The organism is Ruegeria discodermiae, assembly GCF_030758345.1.
GTDB lineage: Bacteria > Pseudomonadota > Alphaproteobacteria > Rhodobacterales > Rhodobacteraceae > Ruegeria_C.
Genome location: NZ_JAVAMO010000018.1, coordinates 54,541 through 68,639, shown reverse-complemented (window position 1 = coordinate 68,639; position 14,099 = coordinate 54,541). Strand labels below are relative to the sequence as shown.

The 14,099-nt window shown below is 60.3% G+C and carries 16 protein-coding genes; 4 read left to right on the top strand and 12 right to left on the bottom strand.

The features are described from left to right. Window positions 1–6 precede the first annotated feature (6 nt). The 5 genes from Q5Y75_RS24340 to glyA form a co-directional block, all read right to left on the bottom strand. The gene (locus Q5Y75_RS24340; protein WP_306202417.1) at window positions 7–420 is read right to left on the bottom strand and encodes a universal stress protein; all 414 of its coding nucleotides are present in this window, start codon (window positions 418–420) and stop codon (window positions 7–9) included. A gap of 79 nt (window positions 421–499) precedes the next feature. After that, entirely contained in the window at window positions 500–1,873 is a 1,374-nt protein-coding gene (locus tag Q5Y75_RS24335; RefSeq protein ID WP_306202415.1) for an alanine/glycine:cation symporter family protein, read from the bottom strand. 25 nt (window positions 1,874–1,898) lie between these two features. Beyond that, entirely contained in the window at window positions 1,899–2,843 is a 945-nt protein-coding gene (lipA, locus tag Q5Y75_RS24330; protein WP_306202413.1) for a lipoyl synthase, read from the bottom strand. 14 nt (window positions 2,844–2,857) lie between these two features. Beyond that, window positions 2,858–4,240: a dihydrolipoyl dehydrogenase gene (lpdA, locus tag Q5Y75_RS24325; RefSeq protein WP_306202411.1), complete on the bottom strand. Its 1,383-nt coding sequence runs from the start codon at window positions 4,238–4,240 to the stop codon at window positions 2,858–2,860. A gap of 10 nt (window positions 4,241–4,250) precedes the next feature. Further along, a complete protein-coding gene (gene glyA / locus Q5Y75_RS24320; protein ID WP_306202410.1) occupies window positions 4,251–5,504 on the bottom strand; it encodes a serine hydroxymethyltransferase in 1,254 nt (417 codons plus the stop codon). Between the two features lie 152 nt (window positions 5,505–5,656). Here glyA and Q5Y75_RS24315 point away from each other — a divergent pair, with 152 nt between their 5' ends. Then, complete coding sequence (locus tag Q5Y75_RS24315; protein ID WP_306202409.1) at window positions 5,657–6,259, top strand: helix-turn-helix domain-containing protein; 603 nt, start codon at window positions 5,657–5,659, stop codon at window positions 6,257–6,259. A gap of 31 nt (window positions 6,260–6,290) precedes the next feature. Here Q5Y75_RS24315 and modC read toward each other — a convergent pair whose 3' ends face one another. The 4 genes from modC to Q5Y75_RS24295 are packed head-to-tail and all read right to left on the bottom strand — an operon-like array spanning window position 6,291 to window position 9,715. Then, window positions 6,291–7,379 carry a molybdenum ABC transporter ATP-binding protein gene (modC, locus tag Q5Y75_RS24310; RefSeq protein WP_306202407.1) on the bottom strand — a complete coding sequence of 363 codons (1,089 nt, stop codon included), beginning with the start codon at window positions 7,377–7,379 and terminating at the stop codon, window positions 6,291–6,293. Beyond that, on the bottom strand, window positions 7,376–8,074 hold the full coding sequence (modB, locus tag Q5Y75_RS24305; protein WP_306202405.1) for a molybdate ABC transporter permease subunit: 699 nt from the start codon (window positions 8,072–8,074) through the stop codon (window positions 7,376–7,378). Before modB ends, modC begins: the two co-directional genes overlap by 4 nt. Beyond that, window positions 8,071–8,829 carry a molybdate ABC transporter substrate-binding protein gene (gene modA / locus Q5Y75_RS24300; protein ID WP_306202403.1) on the bottom strand — a complete coding sequence of 253 codons (759 nt, stop codon included), beginning with the start codon at window positions 8,827–8,829 and terminating at the stop codon, window positions 8,071–8,073. Before modA ends, modB begins: the two co-directional genes overlap by 4 nt. A 16-nt stretch (window positions 8,830–8,845) precedes the next feature. Continuing rightward, complete coding sequence (locus Q5Y75_RS24295) at window positions 8,846–9,715, bottom strand: hypothetical protein (protein WP_306202401.1); 870 nt, start codon at window positions 9,713–9,715, stop codon at window positions 8,846–8,848. 379 nt (window positions 9,716–10,094) lie between these two features. On the opposite strand from Q5Y75_RS24295, the gene Q5Y75_RS24290 reads away from it, so the two are divergent. Next, window positions 10,095–11,288, top strand: coding sequence for an adenylate/guanylate cyclase domain-containing protein (locus Q5Y75_RS24290; protein WP_306202399.1), 1,194 nt, complete (start codon window positions 10,095–10,097; stop codon window positions 11,286–11,288). A 72-nt stretch (window positions 11,289–11,360) separates the two neighbouring features. Here the strand turns inward: Q5Y75_RS24290 and Q5Y75_RS24285 are convergent, their stop codons facing one another. Then, window positions 11,361–11,696: a hypothetical protein gene (locus tag Q5Y75_RS24285; RefSeq protein WP_306202397.1), complete on the bottom strand. Its 336-nt coding sequence runs from the start codon at window positions 11,694–11,696 to the stop codon at window positions 11,361–11,363. A 722-nt stretch (window positions 11,697–12,418) separates the two neighbouring features. Continuing rightward, complete coding sequence (locus Q5Y75_RS24280; protein WP_306202395.1) at window positions 12,419–12,679, bottom strand: DUF2312 domain-containing protein; 261 nt, start codon at window positions 12,677–12,679, stop codon at window positions 12,419–12,421. A gap of 156 nt (window positions 12,680–12,835) precedes the next feature. On the opposite strand from Q5Y75_RS24280, the gene Q5Y75_RS24275 reads away from it, so the two are divergent. Then, complete coding sequence (locus Q5Y75_RS24275; protein WP_306202393.1) at window positions 12,836–13,054, top strand: hypothetical protein; 219 nt, start codon at window positions 12,836–12,838, stop codon at window positions 13,052–13,054. A 23-nt stretch (window positions 13,055–13,077) separates the two neighbouring features. On the opposite strand, the gene Q5Y75_RS24270 is transcribed toward Q5Y75_RS24275, so the two are convergent. Continuing rightward, complete coding sequence (locus tag Q5Y75_RS24270; RefSeq protein ID WP_306202391.1) at window positions 13,078–13,293, bottom strand: hypothetical protein; 216 nt, start codon at window positions 13,291–13,293, stop codon at window positions 13,078–13,080. A 344-nt stretch (window positions 13,294–13,637) separates the two neighbouring features. On the opposite strand from Q5Y75_RS24270, the gene Q5Y75_RS24265 reads away from it, so the two are divergent. Beyond that, window positions 13,638–14,078 (top strand): protein tyrosine phosphatase family protein, encoded by a 441-nt coding sequence (locus tag Q5Y75_RS24265; RefSeq protein WP_306202389.1) that lies wholly within the window; start codon window positions 13,638–13,640, stop codon window positions 14,076–14,078. Window positions 14,079–14,099 lie beyond the last annotated feature (21 nt).

Here is a 14,099-nt window from a genome sequence, read left to right as displayed (position 1 = left end):
TTCGGGTCAGTCACGGACCACAATGACCGAGCAATGCGCATTACGCACCACCCGAGCGAGGTTCGGACCAATTTCATAATTCGGGAAGTCGCCCTTGGCCGAGGCCATGACGATCAGGTCAAACCCGTCCTTGTGGGCAAGTTTGAGGATCTCGCGGTAAACGCTGCCTTCTTCGATATGCACGGGTGTTCCCGCGGCGCCATTGCCCTCCAGGATCGTCTGCACCGCGTTGCGCACATGGTCCTTGGCACCTGCGCCGTAATTGGGTGGCAGATTGGGCAGTTGGATGATCTCGGGAATAACTGACACCGCATGCAGCTCTGCGGCGTAGAACCCGGCCTGCTCCAGTGCCAGCGGCAGCGCCTTCTTCCACGAGCGGTCGTCTGTGTGATCAATCGGCAGCAGGATTTTCGTGGCCATCGGCCCTCTCCTCAGGACAAAGTGTTGCTTTGCGGATGAGAGGGCCGGTATCGGCCCCCTCTGATCTTCGTGGCGCGACTTACTCAGCCGGCGCGCCGCCCGGTTCCTCAGACTGGCCGCCGCTTGCAAAGAACTCTTTTGTCAATTTGAAGACGATCGGGCTCAACAATGCCAGTGCTATCAGGTTCGGAATGGCCATCATTGCGTTCAGCGTATCCGCCAGCAGCCAGATGAAGCCCAGATCGGCGGTGGCCCCGAAATAGATCGCAACGATCCACAGCACCCGGTAGGGGATCAGGGATTTGACGCCCAGCAGGAACTCAACGCATTTCTCGCCATAAAACGACCAGCCGAGGATGGTGGTGAAGGCAAAGATCGACAATGCGATGGCGATCAGGTGGCCGCCAAAGCCCGGCAGGGTGGTCTCAAACGCCAGGCGGGTCAGAGCTGCACCGGATTCACCGCTGGTCCATGCGCCCGACGAGATGATTGCCAGACCGGTGATGGTGCAGACGATGATCGTGTCAATGAATGTACCGAGCATCGCGATCAGGCCCTGATTCACGGGCCCCTTGGTTTCAGCTGCCGCATGCGCGATCGGAGCCGATCCCAGACCGGCTTCGTTCGAGAACACGCCGCGTGCCACACCGAAGCGGATGGCCGCCCAGACGGCGGCACCCGCAAACCCACCTTCGGCGGCGGACGGGGTGAAGGCATAGGTAAAGACCAGACCCAGCGCCTCGCCAATGGCGCCGATATTGATCAGCAGAACCAGCAGGCCAGCGATGATATAGGCAACCGCCATGAACGGAACCAGTTTACCCGCAACCGCACCGATGCGGGTAATGCCACCGAGGATAACGCCAGCGGTCATAACCATCAGCACCACGCCGGTGACCGAGGTGTTGATGCCGAAATTCGAGTCCAGAACCTGCGCCACACCGTTGGCCTGCACGCCATTGCCGATGCCGAAGGCTGCAACCGCGCCGAACAGCGCAAAGGCCACGCCCAGCCAGGCCCATTTCGCACCCAACCCGTTCTTGATGTAATACATCGGGCCACCAACGAAGTTGCCCAGCTCATCCTGCTCGCGGTACTTCACCGCGCAGACCGCTTCGGCATATTTGGTGGCCATGCCCACCAGGGCGGTCATCCACATCCAGAACAATGCGCCCGGACCGCCCAGGAAGACAGCAGTGGCCACACCAGCGATATTGCCGGTCCCGATGGTCGCCGAGAGCGAGGTCATCAGCGCGTTGAACGGGCTGATCTGCCCTGCGCCCTGCCCTTCGCGGCCTTTGAACAGCAGGCTGAAACCGGTTCCGATGCGCAGGATCGGCATGAATTTCAGCCCCACCTGCAAGAAGAAGCCGACGCCAAGAATGAGGACCAGCATCAGCGGCCCCCACACGACGCCATTGATGGCCCCTACGATTGAACTTAACGCTTCCATGGAGTCCCTCCCATATGCGTTGGGGTTATGCCCTGTTGGCCAGCGCCTGCTGGCGAGCCTGTTTGAGGGCGGCAAAGTCTTCGTCCGCGTGGAACGACGAACGGGTCAGCGGGGTTGCCGACACGTGCAGGAAACCCTTGGAGCGCGCGATGCGCTCCAGCTGGGCAAACTCTTCGGGTGACCAGAACCGATCGATCGGGTGATGCTTTGCGGTGGGCTGCAGGTATTGGCCCACGGTCAGAAAATCGACCTGTGCGGCCCGCAGATCATCCATCACCTGCTTTACGTCATTCAGGGTCTCGCCAAGGCCGACCATCAGGCCGGATTTGGTAAAAATTTCAGGATTGGCACGCTTGGCATCGTGCAGCAGGCGCAGAGAGGTGTAATAGCGCGCGCCGGGTCGCACCGTCGGGTAAAGATGCGGGACAGTTTCAAGGTTGTGATTGAACACATCCGGAGCGGCCTCGAATACGATATCCGCAGCGTTGCCCTTGCCCAGAAAGTCGGGCGTGAGCACCTCGACCGTTGTGCCTTGGTTCTGGTGACGCACCGCGCGGATCGTCTGGGCGATATGCGCCGCCCCGCCATCCGCGAGGTCGTCGCGATCCACCGAAGTGATGACCACATGGCGCAAGCCCAGCTTCTTGACCGCCACCGCCACGCGACCCGGCTCGAACGCGTCCAGCGCGTCGGGACGACCGGTGGCGACATTGCAGAAAGAACAGCCACGGGTGCAAACCTCGCCCATGATCATCATGGTGGCGTGGCGTTTGGACCAGCATTCACCGATATTCGGGCAGGCAGCCTCTTCGCAGACGGTTGCCAGATTGTGGTCGCGCATCAGGCGGCGGGTTTCGTAATATTCGGCGCTCTCGACCTTTTTGCGCCGAATCCAATGCGGTTTGCGCGGGATGGCGCTATCGGCTTTCCTGGCCTTTTCCGGGTGGCGCGGGCGGAGCTGGATGGTCATCTGGCTGATCTCCTTCAGGCGTGGATCGCTCGGCCCAGCGCATCAAGGCAGGCTTCCTTGACCGCCTCACCCATCGCGGGGTGTGCGTGGCATGTGGCGGCAATCTCAGACACAGTCGCACCCTTGGTCATGGCCAGAGCCAGTTCGGCAATCAGATCGCCACCATGGGCGCCACAGATATGCGCGCCCAGCAGCGCGCCGTCGGGACCCGCCAGAACCTTGACCGCCCCGTCGGTATCCCCTGTCGCACGCGCGCGCGAGTTGGCCATGAAGGCGAACTTGCCAACCGTGTAGTCAGTGCCCGCGTCTTTCAGCGCCTCTTCCGTCGCGCCGACCGAGGCGACTTCGGGGTCGGTGTAAACGACGCCGGGAACCGTATTGTAATCCACATGGCTCGCCTGCCCTGCCAACATCTCGACACAGGCCACACCGTCTTCTTCGGCCTTATGCGCCAGCATCGGGCCGGGCACACAATCGCCAATGGCATAGATGCCGGGTATCGAGGTCTGGAAGGTATCATCAACTTCGATGAACCCGCGCCCATTTACCGCGACGCCCAGTTCCTCCAGCCCGAGACCGCGTGTCACCGGGCGGCGTCCCACTGCGATCAGAACCTTGTCGGCCTCGATCACCTCTTCCTTGTCCTTGCCGACGCGGTCCACGCTCAGGGTCAGGCCGGTCTCGGTCTTGTCGACGGATTTCAGTGCCCGGCCCAGCTGGAATTTCAGCCCACGCTTGGACAGGGCACGCTGCGCCAGCTTGGCCACTTCTCCGTCAATACCCGGCAGGATGCGATCAAGATATTCGATCACCGTGACCTTGGCCCCCAACCGCGCCCAGACCTGTCCAAGTTCCAGCCCGATCACGCCTGCGCCGATCACGACCAGATGCGCAGGCACCTCCTCCAGTGCCAAGGCACCGGTCGAACTCAGGATGTCTGCCTCATCAAACTCGATACCGGGCAGCGGCGTCGCCTCGGAGCCGGTGGCGATCAGGATATTGTCGGCCTCGTAGAGATCCTCACCGACCTGCACCTGCCCGGCGGCTGGGATCCGTGCCCAGCCTTCGATCAATGCGACCTCGTTCTTCTTGAACAGAAAGGCAATCCCCTTGATCAGATCACCGACGATCTTGTTCTTGCGGCCCATCATCGCGCCGATGTCGAGGCTGGCGCCTTCGACGCCGATGCCATGCGCGGCAAGATGAGACAGCTCGGCGTATTTCGCCGAGGAGGCCAGCAGCGCCTTGGACGGGATGCAGCCCACATTCAGACAGGTGCCGCCAAGGGCCACGCGCCCTTCTACGCAGGCGACCTTCAGCCCCAATTGCGCCGCGCGGATCGCAGCGACATAGCCGCCCGGCCCACCACCGATGACGATCAGATCGAACTTGCTCATGTCTGGCCCCTCAGTAGAGCGGATAGTCGGCGCAGATCGCCCGCACTTTTTCTCGGATCTCGCCCTCAAGCGCGGCATCACCGTCCGGAGACTGCGCCAGCCCGTCGAGGACATCGCTGATCAGGTGGCCGATCTGCTTGAACTCTTCCGGCCCAAAGCCACGGCTGCAGCCTGCGGATGTTCCCAAACGAATGCCGCTCGTGACGGTGGGCTTTTCCGGGTCACCCGGCACGCCGTTCTTGTTGCAGGTGAAACCGGCGCGCTCCAAAGCGGCCTCGGCGGCGTTGCCCTTGACCCCCTTGGGCCGCAGATCAACCAGCATCAGATGATTGTCCGTCCCGCCCGAGACGATGTCGCAGCCGCGCGCGATCATGACATTGGCCAGCGCGTCGGCACTCTCGACCACGCGCGAGATATATTCCTTGAATTCAGGTCGCAGCGCCTCACCAAAGGCCACCGCCTTGGCGGCGATCACATGCATGAGCGGACCGCCCTGTAAACCGGGAAACACCGCCGAGTTGATCTTTTTCGCCAATGCTTCGTCATTGGTCAGGATGATGCCGCCGCGCGGACCGCGCAGGGTCTTGTGGGTTGTCGAAGTCACGACATGCGCATGCTCCATCGGCGAGGGATGCGCGCCAGTGGCAACCAGACCCGCGATATGCGCCATGTCGACCAGCAGCCAGGCGCCAACCTCATCCGCGATCTCGCGGAATTTCGCAAAGTCGATGACGCGGGAATAGGCCGATGCGCCGGCGATGATCATCTTCGGCTTCTCCGCGCGGGCCAGCGCCGCCACCTGATCGTAGTCGATCAGCCCGGTGTCGGTGAGCCCGTATTGGACAGGCCGGAACCACTTGCCGGATTGCGCGGGTTTTGCACCATGGGTCAGATGCCCACCCGCGTCCAGCGACATGCCAAGGATCGTGTCACCGGGGCTGAGCAATGCCAGCTTGACCGCCCCATTGGCCTGCGCACCGGAATGGGGCTGCACATTAGCAAAACCCGCGTTGAACAGCGTCTTGAGGCGCGCGATCGCTTCGGCCTCGATCTTATCGACCACCTCGCAGCCGCCATAATAGCGCCGACCGGGATAGCCCTCGGCATATTTGTTGGTCAGGACCGAGCCCTGCGCATCCAGAACCGCCTTGGAGACGATATTTTCAGACGCGATCAGTTCGATTTGGTCGGCCTGACGCGTGCCTTCTTCTTCAATCCAGCTGGCAATCGCGTGGTCGGCCACGCTCAGATCAGTGGTGAACATATCCGGGGTCTCCTTATGGCCTCAAAGTGCCGCTTTGCGGAATAAGTTTCCTATAGGGGAATTTATTCCCTTAAGTCAACAATGCTCTTATCCGGCGCGATTGCGCCCTGCGCAAAAGCCGGTAAACTCAGGAAAACAAGAGGAAACGGCCGATGGATCCGATAGCGCAAACAGCCGAAACCGACCTGAAAGAGGCACCCTCCACCGGTGAACTCGGGCGCATGATTCGAGAGGCTCGGCGCGAAAAGGGCTGGACGCTGGAGGAAACAAGCCGCGCGGCGGGGATTGGCCGCTCGACCCTGTCAAAGATTGAAAACGATCAGACCAAACCCAGCTTCGACATCGTGCGCCGTCTGACCACGGCGCTTGAGCTGAAAACACCGCATCTCTTCCTGCCCGCGGGCCAGAGCGGGGTCAGCGGTCGGCGCGACCACACGCCCAGCGGTACGGGAGAGACCCGGGTGACCGACACCTACCGGCACGAATTGCTGTGCACCGAACTGACCAGCAAGCGCATGCTGCCTTACATCAGCACCATCACAGCGCGGGACGTGTCGGAATTCGAGACCTGGATTCGACACGATGGCGAAGAATTCATGTATGTGATCAGCGGTGATCTGGTGTTTCACACCGAGCATTACAAACCGCTGCCCATGTCTGCGGGGGACTCGATCTATTACGACAGTTCGATGGGCCATTGCTGCGTGTCATCGGGCGAAGACGACGCCAAGGTGCTCTGGGTCTCGATTGAATGATGCCTAACGGGCCAGCTACCCGCTGAACCGATCAGCCTCCGCCAACATCGGTGCGCGCCACCGAAACGGCCTTGATCACCGCATGAACCCGATCGCCCGATTTCAGCGCCATCGCCTCGGCAGAGCGGCGGGTGATGCGGGCAAGCAGCAGGTCTTCGCCCGCTTTCAGCTGAACGATCGTTCCCGGACCGCTGCCGTCGCGTATCGAAACGATGTCCGCAGGCAGGATGTTGAGCGCCGAAAGACCCTTGGGCGCTTTGGTCGCAAGGATGATATCTTTTGCGAGTACCCGCACTCTGATCTGGTGACCCGGATCAACATTCACATGTGGCAACAGCAGCGTACCGCCAGAAACGGTCACCTCTGTCAGACCGTCGTCGTGATGGGCGGCCACCACGCCCTGCAGGACCGACCCCGCCTCGCGCAGGCCCAACTGCCGCACATTGGCCGGGTCTGACAAGATCTCTTCGGCGGGTCCGAAGCGCGTCACCTTGCCCTTGTCCATCATCACCACCGTGGTAGCGAGCCGCGCCACCTCGGACACGGAATGGCTGACATAGAGAATCGGAATGTCGGTCTCGTCCCGCAGACGTTCCAGATAGGGCAGAATGTCCTGCTTGCGCGGCTCATCCAGCGCGGCGAGCGGTTCGTCCATCACCAGCATCTTGGGGCGCGAAAGCAGCGCCCGCCCGATGGCAACCCGCTGCTTTTCTCCGCCCGACAGTGCTGCTGGCCTGCGGGACAACAACTCCGAGATGCCCAGCATGCCCGCCACTTCAGGCAGATCGGGACCTGTGCTATCCACTGCCGCAAACTTCTGACCGTAAACAAGGTTCTGCTGCACGTTCAGATGCGGAAACAAGCGCCCGTCCTGAAACACGCAGCCCAAACACCGCTTGTGCACGGGCAGGTCGATCTTCATCGCCGTGTCAAAGATCGGTTCGCCGTCCAGAATGATCCTCCCAGTCCGGGGCCGCAGCAGACCGGCAACCGCGTTGATGACGCTGGTCTTGCCGGTGCCTGAGGCGCCGAACAGCGCGGTCACCCCGCGCGGGGCCTCAAAACAGACCTCCAAGTCCATCGCACCCAGCGGATGGAGGATATCGACCGACAGGCTCATCGGCCCGATATCCGCTTTGCGGCTCGCCGGGCCAACACCTCGGAGGCGACCAGCGCGCCCATGGCGACAAAGATCGAGACCACCACCAACCGCAAGGCCGAGGCCTCGGCGCCGGGCACCTGCAGGAAGGTGTAGATCGCCGATGGCAGGGTCTGGGTCTGTCCTGGAATATTCGACACAAAGGTGATCGTTGCCCCGAACTCGCCCATCGCCTTGGCAAAAGCCAGGATCGCGCCGGTGATCAGCCCCGGCAGCAAGAGCGGCAGGGTCACTGTGGCAAACACCCAGAAACGTGAGGCCCCCAGCGTGGCGGCAGCCTCTTCAAGTTTCGGGTCGATACCCTCCAGCCCCAGCCGGATCGCCCGCACCATCAGCGGAAAAGCCATGATCGCCGCCGCCAGCACCGCGCCGGTCCAGCGAAAGGCCAGCACCAGCCCGAATGTCTCTTCGAGCCAAAGGCCCAGCGGGGCGCGGCGACCGAAGGCCAAAAGCAGCAGATATCCGGTGACCACAGGCGGCAGGATCAACGGCAGATGCACCAGACCATTCAGCGCCTGCCGCCCGCGAAACTCTTTCCGCTCCAGCGCATAGGCGACAAGCAAGCCAAACGGCAGGCTGATGAGCACCGCCCAGAACGACACTTTGAGCGACAGAGTCAGCGCCATCCACTCTTCTGCGCGCAGCCAATCACTCATGGCGCTTGCGACACCAGGCCGAAGCCGTTGCGAGAAAAGACCTCCGCCGCGGCGGGGCCATGCAGATAGTCAAAAAAGTCATGATCCGCATCTCCAAGCCGCACCGCCGGATAGATGATTGGATCATGACTGTCCTCGGGAAACAGGCCCACCAGCCGCACCCGAGGCTCGGCCTGCGCATCCGTTTGATACACAATGCCCAACGGGGCCTCACCCAGGGCCACCAGCCGCAACGCCGCGCTGACATTGTCGGTTTGCGCGACATGATCCATCAGCGCGGGCCAAAGCCCCAAGGTGTTGAGCGCCTGCTTGCCATAGATTCCGGCGGGCACGGCCTCAACCAGCGCCATCGCCAAGCGCCCGCCGACCAGGGCTTCGGGCAGCGCCTCGATCCCGGTGACGCGCGCGTCTTGCGCAGGCGCGACCAGCGCCAGCCGGTTGGTCAGCAGCGGGACAACATCGCCGGGTCGCACCAGGCCCTGATCCACCAGCCTGTCCACCCAATCGGGATTGGCCGACAGAAAGACATCCACCGGTGCGCCCGCCTCAATCTGGCGCGCCAACGCCGAGCTGCCCGCATAGGAAAGGGTCACGTCGTGACCGGTTTCGGCCTCGTATTGCATGGCCACTTCGTCCAGCGCGGTTTTCAGGCTGGCCGCAGCAAAGACAAGAACAGTGTCCGCCGCGCGCGCCGAACCGCCCCAAAGACCAGCCAGAACCAGCACCGCACTCAGACTGAGCCAGATCGGCCCCAAGAAACGGCGCCGAACCTCAGGGGGCAATGAACCGCACGCCCGGAATGCGCTGGATCGCAAAGACATCCTCGTCGTAGATCTCCGTCATTTCCTCTACCAAATCCTCGGTCAATCCCGGCAGATCGATCTCCTCTTCTACGGCCTCCTCCAGCGCGTATTTGTCCATGAAGGCGGCAATCACCCTGCGGCGGTGCAATTCGGACATGTTGGGGTGCTGCGCCAGGTAGTCGCACAGGCGGGACATCCCCTCGGGTGACAGGATGTCGGTCAACAGCGCCAACCCGCCCACCACTTCGGCATCCGGGGTCAGGCCCGCCATCTCGCGTAGGATTTGCGACCAGATCAGCGGTGAATCCTCATTGCACCAGACGGTGATCGTCACATCGGGAACAGCCGCATGCATACGCTCAAACAGTTCCGACCAGCGCAGTTCCGCCAGATCCAGCTTCTTCATCAGCCCCGAGATGCGGGACTTGCTCGAGTTCACCATAGCAGCCGGCAGAAAACTTGCCGGGTTCCGGATCGCCATGAAGATCTCCATCTGATCTTCCGCGAACATCCGCCGCAGATTGGCGGCGCGTTGCGGGGCCAGAGGGTAGAAACAATCGTCGCCAAAAGCCTCACGCTGCGTTCCGAAAAAATGCGTATTCGACAGCAACACACGGTCCTTTTCACCACCGCTCAGCAGCGTCTCGACCAGTCTGCTGCGGATATCAGGGGCCGGTTCGGCGTTTTCCATCATTTCAAGCGCAGTCTTGAGGTGCGGGCGGTATCGTCGCGGCGGCGGAATAACAACTCCCCGCTGTGCGAAGCCGTCAGCGTTGCCTTGCAGGCATTTCAACAAGCGTTCATGTTCAGTCGAATGCGCCCCGGTTTGAAAGATCATTTGCATTCCGACGAACCATACCCCTCGCTGCCTTGCGCTTGTTTTCGAGTTACAACCTGGCGCCGAAGGCGTCAAATCACCAGTGCCTGGTTCCGAGCCCTATAGAGCATGTTGCAGAGCGCTTGCGATCTGGTTAACCGAAGTCCACGGCCCCAATCCCCCGATCGTGACCGCACTGCAAATGTCGTCTTGCCGCCCGTTCCCAGCTCGTCAGAGCACTCTTTAGTCAACTTGTACTTGGTAATTGACCGGGACAGGCAGTTCATAACCCTAGCCCTAATACACCGACGCGAACGAGTTGAGCGACGGGCTTGCCCGACAAGGCCCGGCAAAATCCAAGGTCCTTTGCTGATCCTGTGCAAGAGACTAGTTTAAGGCAATGGACTCGACAGCCCAGCTCACCAACTGGATGATTACCGAAGGGCGCCGCTCAGGCGATCCCGTGAAAGTGGTGTCATATTTCTGCGCATCTTTGATCGAGGCCGGTGTCCCGCTCTGGCGGGTCAATATCGGTCAGCGCTTCGCCAATCCGTTGCTCATAGCATGGGGGGTCATTTGGACACCTGATGGGACCGAGAGCTACGACGTAACGCATGAGACGATGTTGACGGACGGGTATGTTGGCAGCTCATTTGAATATATTCTGGAGCACAGAAAGCCACTTCACAAAAGCCTCCGGCAACTGGACCCAAAAACTGAGCATTCATCGTATATTGAATTCGCTGAGGCAGGTGGCACCGATTATTATGCCACTCTGCTTTACTACGGCGATGGATCGCTGCACGGCTGCACATTTGCCACGCAGGCACCAGAAGGTTTCTCGCAGCGGCATCTGGAGTTGATCGAGAATGCGCTACCTGCGCTTTCATCCGCTCTGGAACCTGTCACGATGCGCAAATCGTCCAAAGGCCTTTTGCGAACATATCTTGGTGATGGGCCTTCCGATGCTGTTTGGAACGGGCGGATCAAGCGCGGGGAACGCGCGACCCTTGATGCGGTCGTTATGATTTCCGATCTGCGAGGTTTCACGGCTCTTTCAGAGAGCGCACCCGAAGAAGACGTTTTTGACGCGCTGAGCGGATACTTCGATCTGGTTGTTCAGTCTGTGGAAGAGAATGGAGGCGATATCCTCAAATTCATGGGCGACGGTATTCTGTCGATCTTCGCCATCGCGACTGAGGCAGATCGCCCCGCGCGATGTCGCGAGGCTGCTCAGGCCGCACAAACTGTGTTAACCGGTTTAACCGCCCTCAATCACAGCCGCGGTGAGGCTCAAAAGCCGCCGTTGGACGTTGGAATAGGGATCAACCTTGGGCAAGTCAGTTATGGTAACATCGGCAGCCCCGGGCGACTTGATTTCACTGTTCTGGGTGGCGCGGTGAATGTCGCAAGCCGGATTGAGGGTTTGACCAAATCCATTGGCCAAAGAGTGTTGGCGACATCGGCCGTCGCAAGTGCCGCGCCTGATCTGTTCTCTCCCTGCGGGTTTCATGACGTACGTGGCCTTGCGCGTCCAATCGAGCTGTTTTCTCTCGTCGAGCGAGAGGTCGCGCGCGATCTGGGCTTTGGGTAGGCCGCTAGCCGCAATAGACCAAATGTGGCGGTCGACTATTCGCTTTCGTCTGCCACGCGAGGCACGCGACGTTTAGGAACGGTCTTCGGTCGTTGCTCCGACCGAGATAACCACGGTCATAAATACCGAGACTGCGGCCCCAAAACAGATTGGGCTCGTTCCGCCCTGCACATCAAGCAAGTCGCCTTCTGAGACCTCGCACTCGGTCGGCGCGCTGGGGATGCAAATATACCTTGTGTCTTCAGTATCCTGAAGCACACGAATGCTAACGTTTTCTGGAACAGCTCCGAGGTATTCTGAAAGCGCGCTATTGGGATCGGACTTTAGACGCTCCGCAAATTCGGCATCATTCCATGCCCGTGCATAGAGGTCTTCCAATCGATCAATCTGTTCGAGGCCCTTCGACATTTCGCTCGTTCTCCTGCTCTGCGCGACTAGCTGGTGCTAGTGGCTATCGATGCCCTTCAAAATGGACATGAGAGTTGTTGTGGCGATGTCCGTTGGAGTAACTTTCGTTAACCTTCGCCACAGGGCATTTGGTGCCCGCTCTCCTTTGCGGGGTCCCGCGCGATATCAGTTTGAACTAGATTGGATTTGTCGGGTGACGACTGCAGGCGCGCAAAGGTGGGAAACAAACGCAGCGAGAGTTTGAAGAGCGTCTTGGTTTTTGGGCGTCGTAAGGCCGCACGGAAATCAAAAAAGGGCCCACCGGGGAGGGGCAGCAAGAAAAACCAAAAAGCGTGCGGCCTTGTTGGAAAGGTGTCGAGAGCTTGACGCTGTTTCTACCCTAATGTTGGTAAAACTCATGATTTAGCGCGCTAACGACGGCTCATAGTGCTGGATTGCGCAAATCTTGAGCGCCTTCGGCTACGACTTTAGCTAAATTGCAGAAGTATCCGAGCCAAGCGGGGCGAGTCGCTGGGAGGCCGTCGAGATCGATTGATGCCAATACATGTGCACCCCATCAAGGATCGGGCCCAAAACACCCGCTCGACCAGCCAGGGCTGCGATATGTGAAAACCTAGCTCAAGCTGGCCGCTCTGCGTCTCAATTCTTGGCTCACGTTACTGCACTCCACCATTTAACAGACTATCGCGCCATTTCGATGGCACCTCGTCTATGAAGGGGCTTCAGGTCATGCCCAGCGCTTCTTTGTACATCTCCAACACCGCTTCTTCTTCGGCGATGTCATCCTTGTCGCGCTTGCGCAGCGCGATTACCTTACGCATCACCTTGGTGTCATAGCCCCGCGCCTTGGCTTCGGCCATGACCTCTTTCTGCTGCTCGGCGATGTCCTTTTTCTCGGCCTCCAGCCGCTCGAACCGTTCGATGAACTGGCGCAGTTCGCCTGCGGTTACGCGGTAGTTGGCTTCGGCCTGGGACTCGTCCATCAGTATCTCTCCATCGGGATGCAATTGAGGTGCGAGGGGCGGGATAGCGCGCCACCGCATCTGCCGCAAGCACCCTTTGGTGCCTGCGCGGACGGTTGCACCCGGCGCATTGATCCGCTAACCCCTGCGGCCAGAAACGACAGGCGCGAGGCATCCATGTTCGATATCATCGTTTGGGCAGGAACAGCTCTTTCGCTGGCCGGGTTGGCTGGCCTCGTCTGGTGTATCCTGCGCGTGCATAAGGCCCGCCGGTCGGGGCTGAGCGACGACGAATTACGCGCCGCAGTTCAGGCGGTATTGCCCTGGAACCTTGGCGCGCTGTTTCTGTCGGTCTTTGGTCTGATGGCGGTTATCGTCGGCATCTCGCTGGGCTGATTGCCTGGCTGGGGCCGATCTGGTCAGATGGGCATATTGTCGAAACGGGATTCGATCAGTTCATCGCACAGATGCGCGTCGAGGCGGCGCAGGCGCTTCGGCACACTGGCACCCTCCTCGGCAAGCCGACGGATCACCGCATGAAGCGCGGGCTGCAGGCGCAGGCGGCCATCAAAGGATTCCCCTGCGATCTTCTTTTCGAGACGTTCCGCTTCCAACATCAAGTCTTGAGCAGTCATTTTTGGTCCTCCCTTATGAGCAACATTCTACCCAGAATTGTAACAACGTGAAGAAAAACCGAAGGCTTTTTGGCCGCATTTTATGCAAAACACACCCTATGGCCAAAGAAATCGGCAGCTTTTTGTGCTCACGCCTCGTATTCTGGCATTTCTGGTCGGAGCGCACCTTGATTGTGATCAAAAAAGGTGAATCGCCGCGTTTTCCTGCTGATTAAAAAACATGAAGCACAGGTAAATTCAGGCGAGCGCAGAACGGATGCGACGTGATCGTCTAGTTCCTCGCGGAGTGGGGCCACAATGTCCATCGGCTGGACAGACGGGTCGCTGCGGCATAGGAACGGGCCATGGATATTCGACCTATCACACCGCGCTACGCCGTCTCGCCACAGATCTCGGTCGAGGACGTGCCAGCCATCGCCGAAGCGGGCTTTACCCGCGTCATCTGCAACCGCCCTGATATCGAGGTTCCGCCCAGCCATCAAGCCGACGCAATTGCCGAAGCCGTACACGCCGCCGGTCTGGAATTCGAGGTGTTGGAACTGACCCACCAGACCATGACGCCAGAGAATGTCGCGCAGCAAATGGCGCTGGCCGAGGCAAGTACCGGCCCGGTTCTGGCCTATTGCGCCTCGGGCACGCGCTGTTCGGTGGTCTGGGCCCTGGGGCAGTGCCCGTCGCGCAGCCCTGACGAGATTCTGTCGCAGATCCAAAGCGCGGGCTATCAGCTTGACGGGCTGCGACCGACGCTTGAGGCGCTGAGCCAAGCGGCGTCTGAAACCAGCTAAGCTCGGAGCTAGGCGCGGACT